A 24,650-nucleotide genomic window follows, 5' to 3' on the forward strand; every position below is an offset into this window, starting at 1 on the left:
GATGGATTTTCTGATTAGTGTTTTTGAGCAGGGCCTTATATATGGCATTATGGCCTTGGGCGTGTATATTACTTACAAGATTCTGGATTTTCCGGATTTGAGTGTGGACGGTACATTCCCACTAGGTGCTGCCGTGACCGCAGCATTCATTAAGGCCGGGATGAATCCATATCTGACCCTTCTGGTTTCGTTTGCAGCGGGTGTGGCCGCAGGGATATGTACCGGATTGATTCATGTCAAATGCAGGGTACGGGATTTGCTGTCAGGCATTATCGTGATGACGGGACTGTACACAATTAATCTTTATATTGCAGGAACAAATAATGTCCCCTTATTTTCCGAGGAAACCATATTCAGAAATGGTATGATTAACAGGATTTTCGGAGAAAATGTTCCGATGTGGCTGAATACACTTATTATTCTAATCATTGTGATAATCTGTAAGATTCTGCTGGATCTTTACATGAAGTCCCAATCGGGATTTCTTCTGCGGGCTGTGGGAGATAACGATGTAATTGTGACATCTCTGGCCAAGGATAAGGGAAATGTGAAAATCTTAGGGCTTGCGATTGCAAATGGTCTGGTAGCCTTAAGTGGCTGTGTATTTGCCCAGCAGTCCCGTGTGTTTGATATATCGATGGGAACCGGTGCTCTTGTTATCGGTTTAGCCAGTGTTATCATCGGGTTCAGCTTTTTCAGACAGATGCCCTTTGTCAAGACCACAACAGCAGTAATCATAGGTTCTATATTCTACAAGGCTTGTGTGGCTCTTGCATTGAAGTTTGCAGGTGCCACAGCTACAAAGCTTATTACGGCGGTATTATTCCTGGCGATTCTGGTTGCCAGTATGGAAAGGAAAAGAAAGGTGAAGTCGAATGCTTGAACTAAAACACATCCATAAGTACTATAATCCGGGCACAATTAATGAAATGTGTCTGTTTGATGATTTTAACATGATAATCCCGGATGGACAGTTTGTATCCGTGGTGGGAAGCAACGGCTCCGGAAAAACCTCTCTTCTGAATATTATCTGTGGGAGCATAGACCTGGATTTGGGCAGCGTCATGATTGATGGAAAGGATATTGCCAGGGAGAAGGAGTACAGGCGGAATCATTATATTGGGAGAGTATTCCAGAATCCGGCTATGGGAACCTGTCCAAATATGACTATAGCTGAGAATATGTCATTGGCGGATAATAAAGGGAAGCTATATGGTCTGCATCCCGGAAAGAATAAATCACGTATGAATTTTTACCAGGAGAGTCTTAAAATGCTGGGACTTGGGCTGGAAGATAAAATGGATGTAAAAGTAGGCGTCCTGTCGGGTGGACAGAGGCAGGCCATGGCACTTTTGATGTCTACGCTGACACCTGTCCGATTTCTGATTCTGGATGAACACACGGCTGCACTGGATCCCAAAACCGCAGAGCTTATTATGGAGCTGACAGATAAGATTGTAAAAGAAAAAAACCTGACCACAATTATGGTAACACATAATCTGCGGTATGCAGTAGCGTATGGAAACCGCCTGGTGATGATGCATCAGGGGAATGCGGTTATGGACTATACAGGAGATGAGAAGAAGGCGGTTCAAATCGATCAGATACTGGAAAAGTTCAATGAAATCAGTATTGAATGTGGAAATTAAAAATTCTGGCGCATGGTGTACACCATGCGCCAGTCTGTAATATTCTTAAGCTTTAGTCAAAATACACTGCTTTTCCAGTCTTTGCAGATTCATAAATTGCTTCCAAAATCCGAGTAACCACAATTGCCTGCTCCGGTTTTACAACAAGCTCCTTGCCACATACAACCGCCTCATAGAACACTGTCTGTTCTATATCAGAATCTTTCTCAGCCTCACCATCGAAAAAAGCGACTCCATCTGCGTCAAGGGCAGGCTTCTCCACACACTGTTTGTTATATTGAACACGGTTAATGCGCAGGCCGTCTTTCATATCCGCTCCGGCTTTTACACCGCACAGGCTTGTCTTCGCTTCATCAGCATCCAACGTATTCAGTGCCCAGGAGGACTCCAGATGAATGGTTGCTCCGTTCTTCATCTTAATGAATCCAAACGCTGAATCTTCAACTGTAAATTTCTCGGGATCCCATTCACCAAACGCATTACCTGTCTCTTTTTGATCTCCGAGCTTATGATATACAGAGCCCATCACCGATTCCGGTTCATAGTTATCCATCATCCACAACGTAAGATCAAGTGCATGTGTACCAATATCAATTAATGGTCCTCCGCCTTGCTCTTCTTCATTCAAGAACACACCCCAGGTAGGAACTGCGCGTCTTCTTAAAGCATGCGCCTTTGCATAGTAAATCTCGCCCAGATCACCGTTCTCACACGCCCGTTTCAGATATGTGGAATCCGCGCGATATCTGTTCTGATAACCGATTGTAAGAATTCTCCCTGTTTCTCTGGCCGTATCAAGCATTAACTTTGCATCCGCATAGGTCTTGGCCATAGGTTTTTCGCACATAACATGCTTACCCGCCTTCATGGCGGCAACAGAGATAAAGCTATGGGATTTATTTGGTGTCAATACATAAACAGCCTCTATTCCCTCTTCTTTTAGAAGTTGCGTATAGTCCGTAAATATTTTGGAATCCTGAGTCCCGTACTCCTCTTTTGCCTTTTCTGCTCTTTCTTTTACAAGGTCACAAAATGCCAGAATTTCAAAATTACCATTTTTTTTAATTGCAGGAAGATGCTTTCCGTTTGCAATACCGCCGCATCCAACAATACCGATTTTCAGTTTTCTCATATCAGTTTCTCCCATCTTTGTCTCTTTTTATTTCATCCAGGGGCACGGAGCAAAACTGCCTCCTCTGCACCACTTAAGGTATTCCACACCATGTATCTGAGAAGTCAGTTCCCAGTCACCTCTGTAAATCGGATCATGGTAGCCCTCTATACAGATATCACCTTCATAACCGCCTTTTTGCAAAATGGATATTATATCCGTCCAATTGCTGTCACCATATCCTGGCGTACGATGATAGACAAATTCTTTCGCCCCATAGATGCCGTATTTCCTGATGGCATCATAATCTATGGTGGCATCCTTTCCGTGAATATGTACTACCTTTTTCACCCAGTCCTTTAATTGTGCAACCGGGTCGATCAGCTGGACCATCTGATGTGTCGGTTCCCATTCCAGTCCAAAATTGTCATCCGGTACTTCATGAAACATCATTTCCCAGGCTCTGGGATTAAATCCGATATTACATGTGGCCTTCTCATAGCTGCCGCCCATCGGGCAGTTCTCAATACCCAGTTTCAGGTTCTTGTCTGCCGCCCTTTTTGCCAGTTCCCGGAATACCTCACCAAATTTGGAAATTGATTCTTCAACCGGTCTTCCTTCATATGCCCCCGCAAATGTATTGACATTGGAAGCGCCAAAATATTCTGCAGAATCGATCACGTACTCCAATGCTTTTTTATGGTCTTCGTACTGTATGGGATTACAATAAAGACCAATGCTTGAAATCGGAATATCCCTGTCCCCTATAATTTCCTTCACCTGCTCTGCCAGTTTCTTCAGATTCGTGTCTTCCAGAGACATGTGAAATGTCAGTTCAAAAGTTTCAAATCCTTGATCCACCATATGGGGCAGCCAATCTACTGCTTTAACACCCGGCACACAGGTTCCTATCTTTATTTCCCTCATATCATTCCTCTCCTTTATGATGATCTTCCAGGTATTCAATACTCAGCCTCATGTCCTCCATAGGAGAATTCAGCAGATGTTCGTCCTGTTCCACAATCACCCATTCGGCACCGGATTCCACAGCAGCGGTCAATAATCCCTGAACATCCTGTACTCCCTGCCCCAGTGCCGTAAACTCTACCGGTTTTGTACCTGTAAAATCCTTCAGGTGCACAACCGGACATCTGTTTTTATATTTTCTGATATAAGCTGCGGGATCTTCCCCTGATGCTTTCACCCAGCAGGTATCAATCTCTGTCTGCAATACTTCTCTCGGAAATGCCTGGTATAAAGCATCCAAAACATACATTCCTTCTTCTGTCTTCTGAAACTCAAAGTCATGATTGTGATATAGCAAAGTAATATCGTACTTTCCGCATTCACCGGCTATTTCGGGTATATTGTCCAGCATCTCACTGTATGCTTTTGTACCGTATCTTTCTTCCTCCGTCAAATAGGGGATTGCGATATACTTACAGCCAATGCATGCATAGGCCGCCACGGTTCCCGGCAAATCCGACTTAAGCTGGTCATACGGAACATGTGCAGAAATCGGATTCAGTCCAATCTCCTTTAGGCAGTCCCTGATTTTCTCAGGTGCATGGCCATAAAGACCTGCCAGTTCCACTCCATCATAACCCATACTTTTCACTTTCCGCATGGTCTGTACAAAATCCGCTTCCGCTTCTTTCCTGATTGAAAACACCTGTAAACCAATTGGTAACTTAGACATAAGCATCACCCCACCTTGTTCTGTCATTTCTCAAAATCCAGCACCTGATTTTGTCTGGCTGCTTCGAAAATAGCTTCCATCAGTTTCATCACACGCATCACTTCCGGCAGTTTTATCCTGGACTCTTCCTTTTTCTCAATCACTGCCATTACATTCCGGTAGAAATCTCTGATATCGCTTTTCACAACAGGCAGTTCGGTTCTGTGGATGGTATCCTCCCTGCGGGGAGCCATGGTTTTGGTTAATCCCGCTGCGGTTCTCACCGGAACCACATCTTCCTCATTCACACCTGCTGCACATATGATTTCACCTGATAAATCCCAATCCTTAATAATCGCCGTTCCATTCTGCCCGAGCATATACCATCGGGGCAATGCTATAAAGTTACTGGTTCCGACTTCTACCAGAACCTCTACTTTATTTTCAAATGTAAGAATTGCAGTGAATCCGTCATCCACCAGCTGATTCGTTACATTGGTGACCGAAGCATAAACTTTTTTCAGCTTTACGTCCTTCATCAGCATCAAAATCTGATCCAGAAGATGTACCCCCCAATCCAGAATCATACCACCGCCATGTTCCTTCTCCTGTCTCCAGTCACCCGGAATTCCTCTCGAACCGTGAACCCTGGATTCTATGCGGTATATCTCTCCCAGTCTGTTCTCATCATAGATTTTCTTCAACGTCAGAAAATCTTCATCCCAACGACGGTTCTGATGTACCGTAAGGTACATACCTGTTTCCGCTGAGACATCCATCATCTCCTGAAGATCCTGTGAAGACAGAGTAACAGGTTTTTCTGATACCACATGTTTACCCGCTCTCATGGCCTGTATAGCAAGAGGTTTATGCAAATCATTCGGAGTTGCTACAAGTACCAGCTCTGTCTCTTTATCGCCTAAAAGCTCTTCCAGACTGTTATATACATGAAGTCCGCACTCCCTGGCAAACTCCACACGCTCTTTTTTTATATCATAGATTCCTGCTATCTCCAGACCTTCAATATCTGCAATCGTTTCTCTATGCCAATTGGCCATTCCGCCAAAACCGATCATTCCTATCTTCATGATTCTCCTGTCATCTTGCGGTTCTCCGCAACCCTTCTGTCAAATGTGTGTGTTACAATTCTTTATGCCCAGTACATAGCTCCCCTGTCTTCGTACAGAAGAACATTCTTCAGACACTGGATTGCTTTTTGCAGCCCTTCATTCCCGGACATCAGACTATCTTCATGTTCGATACTGATTGCATAATCATATCCCGCCAGGCGCAGCTCGGAAATAATTGCTTTCCAGTATTCCTCACCATGACCATATCCTACGGATCTGAAAATCCAGGAACGGTTTATCTCATCACTATAGTGCCCGGTATCCAACACACCATTCAAGTTTGTGTTTGCCGTATCAATCTTTGTATCCTTCGCATGGAAATGGAAAAGCGCCCCGGCCTTGCCCAGTTCCCTGATGCACACACAGGGATCCATTCCCTGCCAGATCAGATGGCTCGGATCAAAGTTCGCTCCGATTTCAGGACCTACAGCCTCCCGGAGTCTTAACAGGGTTTTCGTATTATATACACAGAACCCAGGATGAAGTTCCAATGCGATTTTATGGATACCATGCTCCTTTGCAAAAGCAACCTTCTGCTTCCAGTAAGGAATCAATACCTCATTCCACTGATAATCGAGGACTCTCTGAAAATCATCCGGCCACGGACAGGTAACCCAGTTCGGCTCCTGATCCTGACTGCTGCCGCCCGGGCATCCTGAAAATGCATTTACCACCGGTACTCCCAGTTTTTCTGCCAGTAAAATCGCATTCGTCAGGTCATGATCAAATTTCTCCGCCACATCTTTCTGTGGATGAACCGGATTCCCATGACTACTCATAGCACTGATTTCCAGGTTATGCCTTGCAATTGTATCCTGGAATTCCTTTAATTTTGCATCATCATTCAACAGTACTTCCGGATCACAGTGTGCCTTTCCCGGAAATCCTCCGCATCCGATTTCCACCATCTGCACACCGCTCTTTTCCAGATACGCACATGCATCCTCCAGACCCATGTCCCCTAATACTACTGTAAACACACCTAGTTTCATAACATACCTCCATTATATATAAGAATCAAATAATTGTGCTCCCGCAACTCTGCTATCATCATATATAAATTCAAAAAATAATTCTAGCAAACCATTGCTATATATACATACAATCCTGCTATCTCGTCGCGGCAGAAATATAGGATAATTGTCTTTCCCAGACCTCAGATGGTGCATATCCATACTTTTTCTTAAATAATCTCCCAAAATTGTTATAATCCCGAAATCCTACAATTTCGGCAATCTCGGCGACATTCAGTTCCTTCTGCTGCAATAGAAAATATGCCTTTTCGAGACGGACTTCGTTAATATATTTAAGCGGACTTAATCCCATGCTCTCTTTAAACAGATGACAGAACCTTGGCTCACTTAAATGTATAACACGGGCTAAATCTTTATTGCTTAATTGTTCGGTATAATTATTTTGTATATATTGAAATACAATATTAAGGCGTTCCAGATTTCTGTTTCTTTTTAACTGTTCCTGATCGGATATGCTTTCTACCACATAAAAGCGCATAAGATAAGTCAGCAGCTCATAGATTGCAGCCTTGACCGCCAGTTTATAACCCAATTCTTTTAAACTGTCCTCCTTACGAATGGTAAAGAGCAGGTTTTTAATCTTTTCATCTGCCGGGATCAACGTCTGAAAAATCATGTTATGATTTACAATCTCCTCTGAAAATTTGTCCAATTCAAAGATAATAACCAATGCATCAAATGTCTCTGTCTTTGTTGTGCCCGTATGCAGTTCATTACTATTGATGATAATCAGATTTCCAGGCTCCCCATGAACAGGCTTGTGGTTACAGTAAAAATCTGCCTCACCATTTAAAACATAGTGCATCTCTATCTGTTCATGCCAGTGCTCCTGGAAAATAGAGCGAACCTCTCTGATATTATTTTCAAAAATCTGGACAGGAAACTCCTTATCCTGTATGATTTTTTTTTCATATAAATTAATTTCATTCATAGTATTTATTACCACCACGCGAATTGTAATCCTTCTGAGAATATGTTACACTCTTAACCATAAATTTATTCAGAAAGGAATCATTATGTCTTATCAACCGCCGAATACTTCTGACGGAAGTACTCCCATCTATGGTATTACCGGGAGCACTGTGAAGCTGATCGCCATGGCCTGTATGCTAATCGATCACTTTTCCGCAATATTTATAGAATCCCCTCTCTATCAGGATTCCCTGAGACTTTCGAGTACGCAGGAACCTCTGGAAAGTTATATGGCTTCTCATGCCGCGGCCGTCACTATAAATTCTCTCCTGCGTTCAGCAGGCAGAATTGCATTTCCACTGTTTGCTTTCCTTTTGGTGGAAGGCTTCCTTCACACGCGCAGCAAAGTAAAATACTGCCGGAATCTTTTTCTGATGGCCCTCCTGTCCGAAATTCCTTTTGATCTGGCATTCTATGGACAGTGGAACCCTTCCAGCCAGAATACCCTGTTCACTCTGACACTTGGCCTTCTGACTATCTGGGCAATTTCTGAGGCTGAAAAGCTCAGTCATAACAGATTCCTTACCACAATATACACCTTGCTGATCTCCCTGACCGGCTGCACAGCCGCCTGGCTTATGCACTCCGACTATGAGATGTATGGGATTTTGGCCATTGTTCTCTTTTACCTGTTCCGATTCAGGAGAACTATGGGATCTTTTCTGGCCTGTTCCGCCCTTACCCTCCTGGGTTTGGGAGAAGCGTTCTGTTTCTTCTCCCTGATACCGATTCAAAGATATAATGGCGCCCGGGGGCTTAGCCTGAAATATGCATTTTATTTCTTTTACCCCCTACACCTTCTGGTGCTCTATTTTCTCACCTTTTTATTTAGAATCTAAACACCGCCACACCATAAGCGGGAAGGGGAAATCCAATGGAAAACGGCCTTCCATCACATGGTTTTGCCACAGCCCGATAGATTAACGGACGCTCACACGCATTTCCACCATACTTAATGTCCGAGCTGTCCAGTATCAGACGGTATTGTTTTCTCTTAGGAACTCCAACCCGGTAATCCGGCCTTTCCACAGGAGTAAAGTTACAGATAAATATCAGATTCTCCTTTCCAGTGGGTGAGATTCGAATAAAGCTGAAGATACTCCTTTCTCCATCATTCGCATTGACCCACTCAAATCCTTCCGGCGTGTCATTGGCATACAAAGCAGGATATCTGGTATAGAGGTGAAGCAAATCCCGCACATAAGCCTGCAGATGCTCGTGGGGCTTCTCGGCCAGCAGATACCAGTCGAGCTCCCGCTCCTCCGACCATTCCTGAAGCTGCCCGAAATCCTGCCCCATGAACAACAGCTTCTTGCCCGGATGTCCGATCATAAAGCCGTATCCTGCCATCAGATTCTTATACTTATCATCCCCCACTCCGGGCATCTTGCTGAGCATGGAGCACTTTAGATGTACCACCTCATCATGAGAAAGCACCAGTACATAATTTTCACCAAATGCATAGGTCAGGGAAAATGTCATACTGTTATGATTATATTTACGATATACCGGGTCCAGCTTCATGTACTCCAGGAAGTCATGCATCCACCCCATGTTCCATTTGAAACTGAATCCCAGTCCTCCATCGTGGACATCCCCCGTCACCTTAGGCCATGTGGTAGACTCCTCTGCAATCATGACAACCCCTTTATTTCTGCCGGTTACTAGGGAGTTCAGGTGCTTAAAAAATTCTACAGCCTCCAGGTTCTGATTTCCGCCGTACCGGTTTGGAAGCCATTGTCCTTCGGATTTCCCATAATCCAGATACAGCATGGATGCCACCGCATCCACCCGCAGACCATCTATATGGTATTCCTCAATCCAATACAGCGCATTGGCAAGAAGAAAATTCTTGACCTCAGGGCGTTCATAATTAAAAATCTTTGTGCCCCAGTCAGGATGTTCCCCTTTTCGCGGATCCTCATATTCGTAGACTGCTGTCCCGTCAAACTCCGCAAGACCATGTTCATCTTTCGGAAAATGCGCAGGTACCCAATCCAAAATTACACCGATTTTGTTCTTATGCAGATAATCTACCAGATATTTAAACTGTTTCGGGGTTCCGTACCGGGAGGTCGGTGCATAGTATCCGGTCACCTGATAGCCCCAGGAACCGTCAAACGGATGTTCCGCAATCCCCATAAGTTCTACATGGGTATATCCCATATCCTTTATGTACGCTGTAAGCGATTCCGCAAGATACTCATAATCATAGAATCCCTCCGGATTTTCCTCACTGAAGGGATGCTTCTTCCACGAACCGGGATGCAGCTCATAGATGGACATGGGCGCTATGTCGGGATTGGACTCTTTCCTTTTTTTCAGCCATGCAGCATCCCCCCACCTGTAGCCGCCGATATCGGCCACCCGGGATGCATTTCCAGGCCGCTTCTCTGCTGCAAAGGCATAAGGATCTGCTTTATACAGCAATTTTCCTTTCCGGCTCATAATACAATATTTGTAAAGATCACCTTCTTTTGCCGCCGAAATAAAGCCTTCATAGACTCCTTCCTCCGACACTTTTTTCATGGGGTTCATCTTTTCATCCCATCCATTGAATTCTCCAATTACGGAAACTGATTCAGCGTTTGGTGCCCATACTGTAAACCAGACTCCATCCTTTCCCTCCAGGCTCCCCGGGTGTGCCCCCATCTTTCGATAGAGGTCATAGTGCGTAGCCTGTCCAAACAGGTACTGATCCAATTCACTGAACCGGGGTAATTCCCTTTCCTCTTCCCCTGATATCTGTTTGTCCTTTTGTTTTACCCTTTTTCCCGCCATATGAGCTGCCTTCCTTTCCTCATCTATCAAGCATATAGTAACATAGAAAACATATACAAGCTATTACTTTCTTACACGGTGTATTTAAAAATTTTTCCGGCATGACGCAAAAAAAGCCCTGCATAATCTATGCAAGGCCTCTCTGCAATTCAATACGGTTCTGCCAGGTTTGAATCTGCACGGCCGAACTGTAAAATTTCTTAAAAGTTAATTTTGAACATACACATCCGCATACTGAACACCAAATTGTGTAGCCTCCGCGTGGCTGTTCATAAAGATATCAATATGTCCATATGGTGTTCCTCTGTCTTCCACAGTAAACACCTGGCCTCCGATGTTCAGCCTGGTAGCAAAATCCACACCACCCACAGCTACCGTTGTTCCCTGTGACGGCATCACTCCGCTTGCTGTCGGCCCGCCCGACCAGTGCCCACAGCAGATTTCACAATTGCAATATGCCGTAAGCTTAAATCTGCCCAGGTATCGGCCATTGGGCTTAACCCCACTGTTACCCGATAGCAGGCTGGCAGCCGGTACTGCATTCTCATCATTAATAATTCGCACAGCCCAGGGAACCTTATTATAATCCACATCCGATATTACGATTCCCGTCCTGCTGCTCTGTGCATTAATCGCTTTGCCATTGCCCATATAGATGAGTACATGATAAATTGTACCATCATCTCTGGCATAAAAAAGCAAATCACCCGGCTGTGCTTCCGATGGAGATATTCTTGTTCCATAATTTGCCTGTTCCCCGGATGTACGCGGCAGTGAGTATCCAAATTGTCTGTATATCTGCATCACATATCCGGAACAGTCGGCGCCGTCTGTAAGGCTTACACCGCCCCATACATATGGATTCCCAAGAAAACTCTGTGAAAATTCCAGGACTGACTGACGAAGGCTGCCGGCAATATCCACATCCTTTACCGTATCTGTGGAATATGCATACGCTTTATTCTCCCATGGACGAACCAGGCTCTCCGCCAGAGAGAACCTATTCTCTCCGACAGCCTCTATCTGATTCAGAGCCTCTTCATCCATCATCAGGTACTCGCGTTTCACAAATCCCCTTGCTTCTCCCGACTCTACAAAAATCCATTCCTGATCCTTATCCGCAATGATAAAACAAAGCCCCCCACGCTCAAGTCTGCCCACAGCCCTGGATTTTTCGTCTTTTTCTTCCCGTATACTTACAAACGAGTCCACTTTTGCCAGTGCATAATCCTTTGGGATTGTATGTAGGAGAATCGGTGTGACAGAGGCACTGCCAACATTCAGTCTAATTGGCGTACGATCTGAATTATCTGTCGTAGTTTGTTCATTCGGCACCGGTGTCGGGGACGGTGCCTCGGTAGGTGCTGGCGTCGGAGTTTCTGTTGCTTCCGGCGTTGGAGATGGCGTTGCCTCCGGCGTTGGTGTTGCTTCCGGCGTTGGTGTCGGTGTCGGTGTTACCTCCGGTGTTGGTGTCGGGGTCACTGTAGGTATCGGAGACGGTGCCGGTGTTACCTCCGGCGTTGGCGTCGGGGATGGCGTTGACGGTATATCAGAATTACCCTCTCCATTCAAATCATCGCCGGTATCTGCTGACCGCTCTTCAGAAATGCTCTCATATGTAGTATTAGGTGCACTTAATGCAGAAAGTGGATTAGCTATAATGACCACAGCACTTAATACAATAGATGTAACCAGAATCTTTTGTCTGGAAATCTTCTTATTTACATCTTTTCTAATCATTGGTTTCTCCTAAAAATAACTTTTTTGCATTGTTTTCAGTTACTGCAATGACTTCCTCGTAATCAATCTCCTTGATTTCTGAAATCATCTGCGCAATATATGTTAAATTTAAAGAGGTATTTCTCTTCCCGCGGTAAGGAACCGGAGTCAGATACGGACTGTCTGTCTCAAGCAAAATTCTGTCCAAAGGAGTATAAGCTGTCACCTCTTTTAATTTTCTCGCGTTCTTAAAAGTTACAACGCCTCCAATTCCTATATAAAATCCCATGTCGATATATTCCCTTGCCATCTCTTTGGGATATGAGAAACAGTGGCAGACGCCGCCGATTTCCTCTGCATGCATTCGCTTTATGGCATCCAGTGTATCTGCTGCCGCATCCCTGCTATGGATAATAACAGGCAGTCCTTCTTCTCTTGCCAGTTGCATCTGGCGTTCAAACCAGTAAATCTGCCTTTGATGCTGTTCTTTATCCCAGTAATAATCCAATCCGATTTCTCCGACAGCAACCGCTTTTTCCATCCTGCAAAACGTACGGATTTTGTCCATCACAGCTTCATCCATATCTCCCGTTTCATCCGGATGTAATCCGAAAGCCCCGAATACGAAAGGATACTGCTCCATCAATTTTCTTGTCTTATCAAGGCTCTCCAAAGCGGCACATACATTGATGATACACCCAACCCCATGATTATCCATGGATTTCAGCAAGGCATCTCTGTCTTCATCAAAAGCTCCATCATCGTAATGTGCATGCGTCTCAAAAATCATAATATCCCTCTTAAGTCATTCCTAATATTTCCATTATAGGGCCTGGGCCCATTTCCGTCAACAGTAAATAGTAAATTTACACAACCAATAGAGAAGACATATTTGTAATTTGGCAAATGTGTGTTAGAATGTCATTAGCAGTTTATAAAAAGGGGTATGGTAATGGTAACAATTAAGGAAATTGCAAATACGCTTGGCCTCAGCACGACAACAGTGTCCAACGTAATTCATGGAAAGACAAAAGAAGTGTCCGAGGATACAATAGAACGGGTAAAAGAAATACTGAAAAAATATGAATATGTTCCCAATATCAATGCCAGAAATCTGGCCAAAAATAATTCCAGAATTATTGGAATAGCACTAAAATCAAGAAAAGGGCATTTTATTGGAAAGAACTACATCAAGGATGCGTTTACTTCAGAACTTGTTGGTGCCATTGAGCGTGCCGTAAAAGATGCCGGATATTTTTTAATGATTTATATTTCTGATAATATTGCAGAGACTCTCAGTTATATCTCTACATGGAATGTGGATGGCTTAATTTTGCTGGGTATGATGAATGAGGATTGTTCGAAAATCAAAAAAAAATACAAAAAACCTATGGTTTTTGTGGATACATATTTCTATCAGGAAGCCAGGGAATTCTGCAATGTAGGGCTGGAAGACAAAGAGGGCTCTTATCAGATTACAAAATATGTCATCAGCCAGGGACATAAGAAGATAGCATTTGTATCGGATGTCTGTATTGCGGTAGAAGCAATGAGATATGACGGCTATCAGAAAGCTATGGAGGAAGCCGGGCTGGAATGCTCTGAGGCGGATATTATTTACATTTCCGAAGAAGATGTAAAATCAGAGGCAAAAGAAAAAACAGGCCTGCAGTCCATTCTGGAAGCATGCAGAAAATATACGGCATTTGTCTGTTCAACTGATTTTCATGCATCTGCGGTCATCAGTTATCTGTATGACCATGGGATAAAAGTACCGGAGGATGTTTCCGTAACAGGATTTGATGATAATTATTACAGCAAGTTTGTGAGGCCGAGGCTGACCACTGTACACCAGGATCCCGAACAAAAAGGCAGGATTGCAGTTGAAATGCTGATACAGCAGCTTAAGGGGAGTGAGCCGGAGAAAAAAAACGTTATTTTGCCTATAGAATTAAAGATACGAGACAGTGTAAAACGAATTCTATAAAAAAAATTGAGCAAAGTGCATAAGCCTGCAGTGGAAAAGGCTTATGCACTTTTTATGTATTGTGTAAAATGCATAAATAAAATTTGACATTCAAACAATAAAAATGCACATAACCGTTTCCTTTTGCGCATAAGTTATATAATATTTCAGAATAAGTATACAAAACGCTCTTGAAAAGGCGGGTGAAGTGTGGTAGCATACATGTCGAGAAGTACCTTATGCGCAAAAGGTAATCTATAGTAAAGCCTAAATTAAGGAGGATGTACTATGAAAAAGAAAATGATTTCAGCCTTATTAGCAGCATTGATGGGCGCCACGCTTCTGGCAGGCTGTGGAGCAGAAGGTAAAAACACCGATAAAAGTGATAGTGTTTCGAAAGGCTCCGCCGATGCAATCCGTATCGTGAACGGAAAGATTGAGATTGATAAAGCATTAAAAGCATATGCAAAAGATTACGAAGAAAGAACAGGCCAGAAAGTTGTAATCGAATCCCTCGGAGGTGGTGCTGATATACAGGGAACGCTAAAGTCATATAAGGCCTCAGATAATATGCCAGACTTATTTGTTATCGGCGGACGGGGGGATTTTGCAAACTGGAAGGATTACGTGGCAGATTTAGGAGATTGTAAATGGGCATCTGAGACAAACTTTGCTTTTAAAGGTGATGACGGAAAAGTGGTAGGCTTTCCCTATGCGGTGGAAGGATATGGAATTACTTATAATGCGGATATTTTGAAGAAAGCCGGAGTAGATCCCACGTCTCTTACAAATTACGATGCATTCAAAAATGCTTTTGAGACTATTGATGCAAAGAAGGATGAACTCGGCCTGTCAGCCGTTTGCTCCGTGGCAGCGGAGTCTGGCCAGATGTACTGGTCAACGGGCAACCATCTGTTTGGATACTATCTGTCCGGCGGGCTAAAAAGAGAAGATAATCAGTATTTTGACGAAATGCTAAAAGGTAAGCTTGACACAGACAGAGCGGCTCAGTTTGCAGATTTCTTCAAGCTGTTATGCGATTATTCCGACAAGCAGGTATTAATTTCCGGCACTTACGATGATCAGCTTGCTTTATTTGCACAGGGAAAGTCCGCATTTATTACAGAGGGGAATTGGATTGATCCATCCCTTCCTGACTACGATGCAACCTTTGACTGTGGTATCGCACCGCTTGCCTTTACAAAGGAAGATATGACAAGTGTTTTGGCCGACTCTCCGTCATGGTGGTGTGCATACAAAGACGGCAAGAATCTGGACGCTGTAAAGGCATTCCTGGATGACCTTGCACTTTCAGAAGAGGGGCAGAAATGCCTGATTACAGACTGCGGCATGATTTCCCCTTACAACAACAGTACAATAAAACCGGAGGCACCGCTTGCAAAGAGCCTGCAGGCCTATGTCGACGGGGGAAATACTTCTTCCTGGGCGTGGTCCAACATGCCGGAAGGTATCGCCCAGAAAGCCACAGGAGTTGTATTTGAATCCTACGCAAAGGGTGACATTGATAAAGATACATTTGTAAAAACATTACAGTCTACAATTGCAGATTATGTAGCTCAGTCCCAGCAATGATTTTTTAGTCAACAGATACGGGCGGCCGTTTTCGCCCGTATCTGTTTTCTGACAGAAGAGGGACATATTTCAGTTCTTGTTACATATAGAAGGGAGAAATCCGTATGAATAAAAAGAAACCGGCAGCCATAGGTCTGTTGGCCGTTGGTATTGCTGCAGCGGTGGCTGCACTATACATGGATATTACCAAAGCAGATAACAATTTTCGGGGGCCTTTGCTGATCATTGGTCTGACTTTGCTAATTATGGGAATCTACTTTTTCCCTACAAGGAAACACAGAAAAATAATTAATGCATTATTTTTACTACCATTAGTATTTACATTTGCAGTGACCGTATTAATTCCATTTGCATCAGGTATTTTTTATTCATTAACAGACTGGAATGGAATTGACTATACTAAGTTTGTGGGCTTTTCAAATTATATAACAATGTTTAAATCTATGGATTATTTGTATTCACTGCTTATTACAGTGATTTTCACAGTTATTAATATGATTTTTGTTAACATCTTTGCATTTTCCCTGGCACTGTTATGTACATCCAAGCTGAAGTTAAAAGGCTTTTACCAGGCGGCATATTTCCTGCCAAATCTGATCGGCGGTATCGTATTGGGATATGTATGGCAGTTTATCTTTAATAAAGTCCTTACCGTGGCTATCGCAGGATCAGACTCTATGCTGACAGATCCCAATCTGGCCTTTGTTGCAATATTGATTGTGAGCACCTGGCAATACGCAGGGTATATCATGATGATTTATGTAACAGGACTGACAGGAGTTCCCAAAGATATACTGGAGGCATCTAATGTGGATGGTGCCGGTGCGGCAACCACACTTTTTAAAATAAAGATGCCCATGATAGCTAATACGTTTACCGTATGTATTTTTTTAACACTGGTGAACTCCTTTAAGCAGTTTGACCTGAACCTGGCTATCACAAATGGTGCACCGGCCAGAGTTTTAGGAGATAAGATTATCCAGTCCACAGAATTCCTGGCATTGAACATTTACAATACGGCAATCGGAAAGAATAAATATGCTTTAGGGCAGACAAAGGCAGTTGTATTCTTTGTTATACTGGCAATTATATCGTTGACTCAGGTATCTATCAGTAAAAAGCGGGAGGTTGAGATGTAATGAGAGCACAGAAAAGAAAAAGATTAATTACAGAAATCGTTGCTTTTATAATTGCAATTATTGTCTTAATACCATTTTTTCTGGTGATTATCAACTCCGCAAAATCCAGTGCGGATATTGTTACCAGTCCGATTGCCATACCCGCAAACTGGGGACAGATGCTGGAAAACATGAAAAATGTTATCAATAATCAGAACTTCAGTTACTGGTCATCTTTTGGCAGTTCTCTGATTATCACGGTGGTATCACTGGCTCTTTTGACCGTTACATCCAGTATGGCCGCATGGGTCCTTTGCAGAAATAAGACAAGGTGGTCTAACTTTATTTTTATGATGTTTGTATCTGCCATGGTTATTCCTTTTCAGGTAGTTATGCTTCCGCTTTTATCAACGTTCAGGGGGATTTCAGATTTTACGGGCGTTCAAATGCTAAGCAGTTATAAGGGGATTATCTTCGCATATCTGGGATTCGGTGGCGCGATGTCCGTCTTTATTTTACATGGATTTATCAAGAATATACCGTATGAACTGGAAGAAGCCGCACTGATTGACGGGTGTACGCCGGAGAGGACATTTTTTAATATTATATTCCCATTACTGAAGCCGGTACAGGTTACCATATTAATTCTGAATGGCCTGTGGATATGGAATGACTTCCTGCTTCCATCTCTGATGCTTGGACTGAACGGAAGAATCAAGACTTTGCCTGTAGCTGTGACAAGTTTCGTTGGTTCCTATGTAAAACAGTGGGACTTGATTCTGACAGCGGCATTCCTTGCTATGATACCGATTATTATATTGTTCCTGTTTGCTCAGAAACAAATTATTCAGGGAATGGTAGAAGGTGCAATAAAATAACTGATAATCCGATTTTAAAACAACCAGACCTCTGCCCGGCTATACCGGATCAAAGATCTGGTTGTTTTTATAGTACACCAAAGAACGACTAGTATAGCCGATCATAAATACCTTGCTGCTTCACTGGTCTGAATTGAATCAGCAAGGTATTTAAATGTCACCTATACTAGTTGATTTCTGCTCCTGCCGGCATGTCCTTCTCAGGAATCATAAGGGACAGTTTCCCTTCCTCGTCTTCTGCACACAGAAGCATTCCTTCTGACAATACACCAGCCAGCTTCGCCGGTTTCAGGTTTACAAGAACCATAACCTTTTTGCCTACCATCTCTTCGGGTGTATAATCTGCTTTTATTCCTGACACAATCTGCTTTATCTGACTTCCTATCTTAACTTGTGAGCAGAGCAGCTTTCTTGACTTTTTAACCGCTTCACAGGCAATAATTTCACCCACCTGAAACTGCATTTCCCCAAATTTTTCAAATGTTATCTCTTCCTTTGGTTCAATGTCAATGAGTGTTTCTTCCTGTTCTTTACAAGCCTTGGGCTTCATGGCTTCAACTTTCTCAAGTACTTCTTTCGCATCCAGTCTCTGAAAGAGAATTTCCGGTTTTTCGGTTACCTTATATTCAGTAACATACAGTCCAAAATCTGACAATTCATCATATGAGCGCCGGGATGCATTTAATTGTTCCAATATGCGGGCAGTAGTAGCTGGCATAAAAGGCTCCAGAAGGTTTGCTCCAATACAGATTCCTTCCACAAGATTGTACAACACTGTGGATAACCGCTCCTCCTTCGATTCCTCCTTCGCCAAAACCCATGGCACCGTTTCATCAATATACTTATTACATCGCTTGAACAGGTTAAAGATCTCTGTGAGCGCATCTGCAGCCCTTAAGCCTTCCATCTTTTCAGACACCTTGTCCCGGGTACCCGTAATCACTGTTTTGAACTCTGTATCTATTTCTTCTGAAATATCATAGTTCCGGATAACTCCTTCAAAATACTTATTAGACATAGATATCGTACGGTTCACCAGATTGCCCAGGGTATTTGCAAGTTCAGAGTTCATCCTCTCCACCATCAGCTCCCAGGTTATCACTCCGTCATTCTCGAAAGGCATCTCATGGAGTACAAAGTAACGTACCGCATCCACCCCGAACAGAGAGACCAGATCATCCGCATAGATCACATTTCCCTTCGATTTGCTCATCTTTCCATCCCCCTGCAAAAGCCAGGGATGGCCAAATACCTGCTTCGGCAGAGGAAGATCTAACGCCATAAGGAAAATAGGCCAATAGATGGTATGAAAACGTATGATGTCCTTTCCAATCAGATGAAGATCTGCGGGCCATAGATTCTCAAACTGCTTTGTACTGTTTCCGTCACAGTCGTATCCAATTCCCGTAATATAATTTGTTAATGCATCCAGCCATACGTAAACCACATGCTTAGGATCAAAAGTAACCGGAATTCCCCATGTAAAGGAAGTACGGGATACGCAGAGATCCTGGAGTCCCGGCAAAAGAAAATTATTCATCATCTCATTCTTCCTGGAAACCGGCTGGATAAATTCCGGATGCGTATTAATATGGTCAATCAGCCTCTGAGCATATTTGCTCATCTTAAAGAAATACGCCTCCTCTTTTGCAGGTGTAACTTCACCTCCACAGTCCGGACACTTGCCGTCCACTAACTGCGACTCGGTAAAAAAGGATTCGCAGGGTGTGCAGTACATGCCCTCATAGTATCCTTTATAGATATCTCCCTGGTCATAGAGCTTTTTAAATATCTTCTGAACCTGGGCTTCATGGTCTGCATCCGTCGTACGGATAAATTTATCATAAGAGGTATCCATCATATCCCAGATATGTTTAACTTCGCCTGCTATCTCATCTACCAGTTCTTTCGGTGTAATTCCCAATTCATCTGCCTTTAACTCTATCTTCTGGCCATGCTCATCTGTTCCTGTCTGGAAAAACACATCATATCCCTGCTGCCTTTTAAATCTGGCAATGCTGTCAGCCAAAACGATTTCGTAAGTATTGCCGATATGTGGTTTACCGGATGTATATGCAATTGCGGTGGTTATATAATATTTTTGATCTTTCACTTTCTCGTCTCCTTAAAATCTTCTCACATCTGCAAGTGAGAATTTCCAATTCTATGATACATAATAGCATAACCACTTTCATTTGGAAAGAGTCACCATGCATTTTATATGTTTTGTTTCTTGACATAATCAGAAGAGTATTGTATGATAGTCTTAATAACTATTACTATTATCGGAAAGGAGGTTATATGCAAGCGTTAAAATATAGCAGGCAACGTGAATCCATTAAAGAACTACTGATGGCCCGGCACGATCACCCTACTGCTGATATGATTTATACCGATATACGTGAAATCTATCCGAATATCAGTCTTGGAACCGTTTACCGAAATCTTTCTCTGTTATCCGATATAGGAGAGATAAAAAAGATTACGACCGGTGATGGTGCAGACCGTTACGACGCTGATACACACCCCCACAATCATTTTATCTGCAGGCTGTGCAAAAACGTGATGGACCTGAAGATGGAAGACATTGGTTATATAAAAAAATCTGCATCAAAAGATTTTGATGGAATTATTGAAGATTATTCCGTCATTTTCTATGGAATATGTGCTTTATGTAAGGATTGCCATAAAGAACACTGAAAAGATTTAAAAACTCACTTGACAAACTATATGTTTGCGTGTATCATTAAATCAGTAACAATTACTAATATTGTTTTCCAAGGATTTCCTGATATCAGGAATAAAAAAATAAAAAGCAAGAAAGGATGAAACCATGAAGAAATTTGTATGTAGTGTATGCGGTTATGTTTATGAAGGAGAGTCTGCACCGGAGCAATGTCCGATCTGTAAAGCACCGGCTTCTAAGTTTGTTGAGCAAAGCGGCGAGATGACATGGGCTTCCGAGCATGTTGTAGGCGTTGCTGCTGATGTTCCGGATGATATCAAAAAAGACTTGAGAGCAAACTTTGAGGGCGAATGTTCAGAAGTTGGTATGTATCTTGCCATGTCTCGTGTTGCTCATCGTGAAGGATATCCTGAAATCGGTCTATATTGGGAAAAAGCAGCTTTAGAAGAGGCTGAACATGCTGCAAAATTTGCAGAACTGTTAGGTGAAGTTGTAACAGACAGTACAAAGAAAAACCTGGAGATGCGTGTAGAAGCGGAAAATGGTGCTACTGCCGGCAAGACAGATCTTGCAAAACGTGCAAAAGCTGCTAATCTGGATGCAATCCATGATACCGTACATGAGATGGCAAGAGATGAGGCCCGTCATGGTAAAGCATTTGCAGGATTATTAAAACGTTATTTCGAATAAGAAAAAGAAAATACAAAAGACACATAAACAGTTACAGTTTTCACTTATAGGAGGTACTCATGTCACAATACAAAGGGACTAAAACAGAACAAAATTTAATGGATGCTTTTTCAGGTGAATCCCAGGCACGCAATAAATATACATTCTATGCTTCAGCCGCCAAAAAAGCCGGCTATGAGCAGCTTGCAGCACTGTATCAGGAAACTGCTGATCAGGAAAAAGAACACGCAAAGATGTGGTTTAAGGAGTTTCACGGTATCGGTGATATCGAGGAAAATCTGAAGGATGCTGCTGCCGGTGAGAACTACGAATGGACGGATATGTATGCCCGTATGGCAAAGGAAGCCCGCGAAGAGGGATTTAAAGCACTGGCCGCTAAATTTGAAGGAGTTGCAAAGGTTGAAGCTGCTCATGAAAGACGTTACAATAAGCTGTTGGAGTCCTATCTTAATGATAAAACCTTTAAAGAGGATGCTCCACTCGGCTGGAAATGCCGTAACTGCGGTTATATTTACGAAGGAGAAAATGCTCCAGAAGTATGTCCGGTATGCGCCCATCCCAAGGCTTACTTCGAACGTAAAGTTGAGAATTATTAAGTAATCGGTATCCCATATAATAAATTCCCCTTAAACATATATCACCCGGATGCTAAACATCCGGGTGTTTTTTCATACTTTCGGTTGCTTAGTTTTGAGAGAAGTCTTATACTAGAGAAGATATTTAGAATCAGAAAGGAATGGGAGCAAAGATGGAAAAGCAAACAGGATTCATCCATATTTACTGTGGCGATGGAAAAGGCAAAACAACCTGTGGCATGGGTTTGTGTACCAGAGCAGCGGGTTATGGATATAAAGTATTGATCTATCAGTTCATGAAAGACAACAGGACAAGCGAAAGAAAGGTTCTGGAAGCTCTGGATAACGTCACATTTATTGATGGTCTGGAGTCTGAAAAATTCAGTTTTCGGTTGTCATCGGAAGAAAAAGCCGAGCGAAAAACATATTATGAGTCTCAGTTCAAAGATATCATCCAACTGGCTGAATCAGGCTGCTACGACATTCTTTTTCTTGACGAGATCCTTTATGCAATTGGTTCAAAACTGTTTGACGAGACACTTCTTTTGGACTTTCTTTGCCGTAAACCACCTCATCTGGAAGTCATACTTACCGGACAAAATCCCAGCCAGGCTTTGATAGATGCAGCCGATTATGTTTCTTTCATACAAAAAGTAAAACACCCTTTTGATAAAGGAATTCCTGCAAGAAAAGGAATCGAACGATAAGCTTTATCTTTGAAATAAACGAGGAGTACCCAGATATCTTAGATATCTGGGTATTATTATGAAAAATTTTATGTATTGTAACTTACAACACATTGCCTTCGTTCATCTCTGAACTGTATATAGCATACCATCGTTTTGTGAACACAATGTGAATAAAAGGTGTCTTGTTTATTAATCATGCTTATTTTCTTCTGATATTCTTCCACTTTATTGTGCACTACATACTATTGTCAATGTCTAATCATTCAAACCAGGACTTTATTTGTTTCCAAAGACCCTCAAACCAACTCCCAATTTGTGCAAAAAATCCATCTACCTCCTTCTGGTTGATGTTCAGGTCAACATCCAGCTTGCTCAGTTTATCGTATAAACCTTTGGCCTGTTCTTTCAGGCTGTCAATATTAAGGTCCAGTTTGGATATTTTCTCCATCAGAAGACGAATCTGCTGAATCTGATCGTCGGTCAAAGTGACTTCCAGCTTATCGGCCGTTTCCTCTATTTTTTCTTCTATCTTTTCCGGATTCTTAATCTCCTCTGCAACTACCGCATTTTTAACAGCACCAATCAGTTCCTCAGCCTTATCCTGATCACCGATTTCCTCTGCAATCTGGCTTGTAGTCACAAGTTCATCCGTAGCTGTATCCACGTTGTCGGAATCAAGTGTTTTTCCGGTCATCTTAGAATATGCTTCCATCGCGCCTACCAAAGCCGCTGTTCCGGAAATGTTGAATGGTCCTGCAACTGTTATATCCGCATCTTTAAGCCCTGCAGTAGCCAAAGCATTCTGGTACATGACCTTCGTACAATATGTAATATTCTTTGTAGTTACCTGAAGTCCGTTTCCTGACTCTTTCTCAATCACTTTTACAGAAGAAAGTGCCCGGCTGCCAATCACACTGGCACTTAAATAAGCGTCCAGGTACTTGTGCTCATCCGCGTTCGTAACAGTTACTACAGTATAATTTTCCAAATCCTCTTCTTTAACATCCAGCAGTTCCAGCACCTTCGTCTTTTCATCTTCCTTCAGATCAGCTCCAAGGGCCAGATATGGTTTGTCGGCTATACTGTCTGCCGCCGCCGGAACACAGATAGTGGTAAGAACAGTAAGGGCAGATATAAATACTGCCATTCCTTTTTTAAACATCTTTTTTCTCATATATAATATCCCCTTTGCTTGATGGTCTGATTATAACACATTCCGGACAGCTGTGCATTCCTGTTTTCATTTGACATAAAATCTTATGATTTTGTTCATGATTTCTTTACAGGATGAACACGGAAAGAACACAATTGTCTCGTATACTAACATCATAAGATAAATCAATGCAATGCAATGATTATTTTATAAAAAATTTTCTTTTTCATACGCCGATGAAAATCGGCACTCCTTCCTTTAGTAAATATATACAAAGAAGCTGCCACTGGCAGCTTCTTTTGCATTCTTTGACCTATAGCTTTCTGTAAATCCTTCACTCTGACAATAACACATCTGACAGAAGTGCAAATTGTTCCAAATTTAATGTCTCTCCCCGCACCGATGCCGGGAAACCGCATTTTGCAATTGCTCTGGCTGCCTGTTCCTTTGTATAAGGCAATTCTGCAGAATTCGCAATTCCATTAACCAGTGTCTTTCTTCTCTGGTTAAAGGATGCACGGATCAGACGGAACATCAGCTTTTCATCTCTTAGCTGTACCGGAGATTTATCATGTAACTTCAGACAAATTACCGCACTCCCCACTTTAGGGCGGGGAATAAAGCAGTTTGGAGGTACATATGCCGCAATATAGGGCTGTGCATAGTATTGTACTGCCAGTGACAGTGCCCCATATTCTTTTGTCCCCGGTCCCACCTGCATCCGCCCGGCTACTTCTTTTTGCACCATAACTGTAATAGACTCCAGAGGTACATGATTTTCAAACAAACCCATGATAATTGGTGTCGTAATATAGTATGGCAGGTTTGCCACAACTTTTATCGGTTTCCCGGCATTTCTCTCCTGTGCCAGAGCACTTAAATCAACTTTCAGAATGTCTTCGTTCAATACGGTTACATTGTCATATTCTCTTAATGTATCCTTTAGGATCGGTATCAAATTCTGGTCAATTTCTACAGCATATACCTCTCTGGCAGACGATGCCAGATACTGCGTCATAGTTCCAATCCCCGGACCGATCTCAACCACAAAGTCATCGGACCCTATCCCGGCCGCAGCTATGATTTTATCTAAAACATGCGTATCAATCAGAAAATTTTGTCCAAATTTCTTCTGAAAATTAAAACCATACTTCTGCAGTACGGCTATGGTGTTTTGGGGATCTCCTAAGGTAGGAAGAGGTCTTTCCATATATATTCTCCTTAATTG

At 42.7% G+C, this 24,650-nt stretch carries 23 protein-coding genes; 11 read left to right on the forward strand and 12 right to left on the reverse strand.

Annotated features, from left to right (window positions below):
- Position 1 precedes the first annotated feature (1 nt).
- Together KNL20_RS15430 and KNL20_RS15435 are read left to right on the forward strand one after the other, a co-directional pair.
- A complete protein-coding gene (locus KNL20_RS15430) occupies positions 2-883 on the forward strand; it encodes an ABC transporter permease (RefSeq protein ID WP_230398584.1) in 882 nt (293 codons plus the stop codon).
- A complete protein-coding gene (locus KNL20_RS15435; RefSeq protein ID WP_230398585.1) occupies positions 876-1,649 on the forward strand; it encodes an ABC transporter ATP-binding protein in 774 nt (257 codons plus the stop codon). The genes KNL20_RS15430 and KNL20_RS15435 overlap by 8 nt, the downstream gene beginning before the upstream one ends.
- A 52-nt stretch (positions 1,650-1,701) precedes the next feature.
- Here KNL20_RS15435 and KNL20_RS15440 read toward each other — a convergent pair whose 3' ends face one another.
- The 6 genes from KNL20_RS15440 to KNL20_RS15465 form a co-directional block, all read right to left on the reverse strand.
- Positions 1,702-2,781: a Gfo/Idh/MocA family protein gene (locus KNL20_RS15440; RefSeq protein WP_230398586.1), complete on the reverse strand. Its 1,080-nt coding sequence runs from the start codon at positions 2,779-2,781 to the stop codon at positions 1,702-1,704.
- 27 nt (positions 2,782-2,808) lie between these two features.
- Positions 2,809-3,687, reverse strand: a complete 879-nt coding sequence (locus tag KNL20_RS15445; protein WP_230398587.1) for a sugar phosphate isomerase/epimerase family protein — start codon at positions 3,685-3,687, stop codon at positions 2,809-2,811.
- Between the two features lies 1 nt (position 3,688).
- Complete coding sequence (locus KNL20_RS15450) at positions 3,689-4,459, reverse strand: sugar phosphate isomerase/epimerase family protein (RefSeq protein WP_230398588.1); 771 nt, start codon at positions 4,457-4,459, stop codon at positions 3,689-3,691.
- 23 nt (positions 4,460-4,482) lie between these two features.
- The gene (locus KNL20_RS15455) at positions 4,483-5,526 is read right to left on the reverse strand and encodes a Gfo/Idh/MocA family protein (protein WP_230398589.1); all 1,044 of its coding nucleotides are present in this window, start codon (positions 5,524-5,526) and stop codon (positions 4,483-4,485) included.
- A 62-nt stretch (positions 5,527-5,588) separates the two neighbouring features.
- Entirely contained in the window at positions 5,589-6,560 is a 972-nt protein-coding gene (locus KNL20_RS15460) for a sugar phosphate isomerase/epimerase family protein (RefSeq protein ID WP_230398590.1), read from the reverse strand.
- 118 nt (positions 6,561-6,678) lie between these two features.
- On the reverse strand, positions 6,679-7,533 hold the full coding sequence (locus KNL20_RS15465) for a helix-turn-helix domain-containing protein (RefSeq protein ID WP_230398591.1): 855 nt from the start codon (positions 7,531-7,533) through the stop codon (positions 6,679-6,681).
- 85 nt (positions 7,534-7,618) lie between these two features.
- On the opposite strand from KNL20_RS15465, the gene KNL20_RS15470 reads away from it, so the two are divergent.
- A complete protein-coding gene (locus KNL20_RS15470; protein WP_230398592.1) occupies positions 7,619-8,413 on the forward strand; it encodes a TraX family protein in 795 nt (264 codons plus the stop codon).
- Here the strand turns inward: KNL20_RS15470 and glgB are convergent.
- The 3 genes from glgB to KNL20_RS15485 form a co-directional block, all read right to left on the reverse strand.
- On the reverse strand, positions 8,403-10,355 hold the full coding sequence (gene glgB, locus KNL20_RS15475) for a 1,4-alpha-glucan branching protein GlgB (RefSeq protein WP_230398593.1): 1,953 nt from the start codon (positions 10,353-10,355) through the stop codon (positions 8,403-8,405). The genes KNL20_RS15470 and glgB overlap by 11 nt on opposite strands.
- 207 nt (positions 10,356-10,562) lie before the next feature.
- The gene (locus tag KNL20_RS15480) at positions 10,563-12,095 is read right to left on the reverse strand and encodes a C40 family peptidase (protein WP_230398594.1); all 1,533 of its coding nucleotides are present in this window, start codon (positions 12,093-12,095) and stop codon (positions 10,563-10,565) included.
- A complete protein-coding gene (locus KNL20_RS15485) occupies positions 12,088-12,864 on the reverse strand; it encodes a TatD family hydrolase (protein ID WP_230398595.1) in 777 nt (258 codons plus the stop codon). Before KNL20_RS15485 ends, KNL20_RS15480 begins: the two co-directional genes overlap by 8 nt.
- Before the next feature lie 162 nt (positions 12,865-13,026).
- Between KNL20_RS15485 and KNL20_RS15490 the strand changes: the two genes are divergently transcribed.
- The 4 genes from KNL20_RS15490 (at position 13,027) to KNL20_RS15505 (ending at position 17,629) form a co-directional block, all read left to right on the forward strand.
- On the forward strand, positions 13,027-14,061 hold the full coding sequence (locus tag KNL20_RS15490) for a LacI family DNA-binding transcriptional regulator (protein ID WP_230398596.1): 1,035 nt from the start codon (positions 13,027-13,029) through the stop codon (positions 14,059-14,061).
- A 267-nt stretch (positions 14,062-14,328) separates the two neighbouring features.
- A complete protein-coding gene (locus tag KNL20_RS15495; RefSeq protein WP_230398597.1) occupies positions 14,329-15,633 on the forward strand; it encodes an ABC transporter substrate-binding protein in 1,305 nt (434 codons plus the stop codon).
- A gap of 104 nt (positions 15,634-15,737) precedes the next feature.
- Positions 15,738-16,772 (forward strand): carbohydrate ABC transporter permease, encoded by a 1,035-nt coding sequence (locus KNL20_RS15500; protein ID WP_230398598.1) that lies wholly within the window; start codon positions 15,738-15,740, stop codon positions 16,770-16,772.
- The gene (locus tag KNL20_RS15505; protein WP_230398599.1) at positions 16,772-17,629 is read left to right on the forward strand and encodes a carbohydrate ABC transporter permease; all 858 of its coding nucleotides are present in this window, start codon (positions 16,772-16,774) and stop codon (positions 17,627-17,629) included. The genes KNL20_RS15500 and KNL20_RS15505 overlap by 1 nt, the downstream gene beginning before the upstream one ends.
- 166 nt (positions 17,630-17,795) lie before the next feature.
- Here the strand turns inward: KNL20_RS15505 and metG are convergent, their stop codons facing one another.
- Positions 17,796-19,742 carry a methionine--tRNA ligase gene (gene metG, locus KNL20_RS15510; protein WP_230398600.1) on the reverse strand — a complete coding sequence of 649 codons (1,947 nt, stop codon included), beginning with the start codon at positions 19,740-19,742 and terminating at the stop codon, positions 17,796-17,798.
- Between the two features lie 188 nt (positions 19,743-19,930).
- Between metG and KNL20_RS15515 the strand changes: the two genes are divergently transcribed.
- The 4 genes from KNL20_RS15515 (at position 19,931) to KNL20_RS15530 (ending at position 22,287) form a co-directional block, all read left to right on the forward strand.
- Positions 19,931-20,329 (forward strand): Fur family transcriptional regulator, encoded by a 399-nt coding sequence (locus KNL20_RS15515; RefSeq protein ID WP_230398601.1) that lies wholly within the window; start codon positions 19,931-19,933, stop codon positions 20,327-20,329.
- A gap of 133 nt (positions 20,330-20,462) precedes the next feature.
- Positions 20,463-21,005, forward strand: coding sequence for an NADH peroxidase (locus KNL20_RS15520; RefSeq protein WP_230398602.1), 543 nt, complete (start codon positions 20,463-20,465; stop codon positions 21,003-21,005).
- A 59-nt stretch (positions 21,006-21,064) separates the two neighbouring features.
- Positions 21,065-21,601: a rubrerythrin gene (gene rbr, locus KNL20_RS15525; protein WP_230398603.1), complete on the forward strand. Its 537-nt coding sequence runs from the start codon at positions 21,065-21,067 to the stop codon at positions 21,599-21,601.
- Positions 21,602-21,753: 152 nt separating this feature from the next.
- Entirely contained in the window at positions 21,754-22,287 is a 534-nt protein-coding gene (locus KNL20_RS15530) for a cob(I)yrinic acid a,c-diamide adenosyltransferase (RefSeq protein WP_230398604.1), read from the forward strand.
- A gap of 241 nt (positions 22,288-22,528) precedes the next feature.
- Here KNL20_RS15530 and KNL20_RS15535 read toward each other — a convergent pair whose 3' ends face one another.
- Positions 22,529-23,443, reverse strand: coding sequence for a DUF1002 domain-containing protein (locus KNL20_RS15535; protein WP_230398605.1), 915 nt, complete (start codon positions 23,441-23,443; stop codon positions 22,529-22,531).
- Between the two features lie 313 nt (positions 23,444-23,756).
- Positions 23,757-24,632, reverse strand: a complete 876-nt coding sequence (gene rsmA / locus KNL20_RS15540; RefSeq protein ID WP_230398606.1) for a 16S rRNA (adenine(1518)-N(6)/adenine(1519)-N(6))-dimethyltransferase RsmA — start codon at positions 24,630-24,632, stop codon at positions 23,757-23,759.
- Positions 24,633-24,650: the final 18 nt, after the last annotated feature.

The sequence above is a fragment of the Novisyntrophococcus fermenticellae genome, assembly GCF_018866245.1.
Taxonomy (GTDB): Bacteria; Bacillota; Clostridia; order Lachnospirales; family Lachnospiraceae; genus Novisyntrophococcus; species Novisyntrophococcus fermenticellae.